Origin of the sequence: Acinetobacter sp. YH01025 (assembly GCF_013420185.1) — a bacterium.
Classification (GTDB): Bacteria; Pseudomonadota; Gammaproteobacteria; order Pseudomonadales; family Moraxellaceae; genus Acinetobacter; species Acinetobacter indicus.
This window is the reverse complement of the sequence record NZ_VOYR01000025.1, coordinates 1-1,634: the sequence shown is the minus strand read 5'-3', so window position 1 is coordinate 1,634 and position 1,634 is coordinate 1. Positions and strand designations below refer to the sequence as shown.

The window sequence follows — 1,634 nt, the reverse complement described above, 5'->3', positions numbered from 1 at the left end:
ATTGGGTCTGAATTTTATTGTGTCGCATTAACTAAATCAAGGATTAGTTTAGAATTCAGCTTGATACAACAACTGTTTGGGTGTTGTATAGTCAAGCCTCACGAGCAATTAGTATTGGTCAGCTTCACATATCGCTATGCTTCCACACCCAACCTATCAACGTCCTAGTCTCGAACGGCTCTTTAGAGGAATAAATTCCTAGGGAAATCTTATCTTGAGGTAGGCTTCCCGCTTAGATGCTTTCAGCGGTTATCCCTTCCGAACATAGCTACCCGGCGATGCGACTGGCGTCACAACCGGTACACCAGAGGTTCGTCCACTCTGGTCCTCTCGTACTAGGAGCAGATCCTCTCAAATTTCCAGCGCCCACGGTAGATAGGGACCGAACTGTCTCACGACGTTCTAAACCCAGCTCGCGTACCTCTTTAAATGGCGAACAGCCATACCCTTGGGACCTGCTTCAGCCCCAGGATGAGATGAGCCGACATCGAGGTGCCAAACACCGCCGTCGATATGAACTCTTGGGCGGTATCAGCCTGTTATCCCCAGAGTACCTTTTATCCGTTGAGCGATGGCCCTTCCATACAGAACCACCGGATCACTAAGACCTACTTTCGTACCTGCTCGACTTGTGGGTCTCGCAGTTAAGCGCGCTTTTGCCTTTATACTCTACGCGTGATTTCCGACCACGCTGAGCGCACCTTCGTACTCCTCCGTTACTCTTTAGGAGGAGACCGCCCCAGTCAAACTACCCACCAGACATGGTCCTCGTCCCGGATCACGGGACAGAGTTAGAACCTCAACATTACCAGGGTGGTATTTCAAGGACGGCTCCATTGGAACTGGCGTTCCAACTTCAAAGCCTCCCACCTATCCTACACAAGTAAGGTCAAAGTTCAATGTCAAGCTGCAGTAAAGGTTCACGGGGTCTTTCCGTCTAGCCGCGGGTACACTGCATCTTCACAGCGATTTCGATTTCACTGAGCCTCTGCTGGAGACAGCGCCGCCATCATTATGCCATTCGTGCAGGTCGGAACTTACCCGACAAGGAATTTCGCTACCTTAGGACCGTTATAGTTACGGCCGCCGTTTACTGGGGCTTCGATCAAGAGCTTCGCTTACGCTAACCCCATCAATTAACCTTCCAGCACCGGGCAGGCATCACACCCTATACGTCCACTTTCGTGTTTGCAGAGTGCTATGTTTTTAATAAACAGTTGCAGCGGCCTGGTTTCTGCGGCTGTCAACCGCTCAGGGAGCAAGTCCCATCACCGTCAACAGCGTACCTTCTCCCGAAGTTACGGTACCATTTTGCCTAGTTCCTTCAGCAGAGTTCTCTCAAGCGCTTTGGTCTACTCGACCTGACCACCTGTGTCGGTTTCGGGTACGATTCCAGTGTAACTGAAGCTTAGAGACTTTTCCTGGAAGCATGGTATCAGCCACTTCGCTAGTAAACTAGCTTGCTATCAGCTCTCAGCATAGAGCACCCCGGATTTGCCTAAGATGCATGCCTACAGCCTTCCACCTGGACAACCAACGCCAGGCTGACTTAACCTTCTCCGTCCTCTCATCGCATTACACTGAAGTATTGGAATATTAACCAATTTCCCATCGACTACGCCTCTCGGCCTCAC

At 50.7% G+C, this 1,634-nt stretch carries 1 rRNA gene; it reads right to left on the bottom strand.

The annotated features are described in order from the left end of the window. Positions 1-87: 87 nt before the first annotated feature. A 23S ribosomal RNA gene (locus FTT89_RS14195) occupies positions 88-1,634 on the bottom strand; the annotation flags it as partial.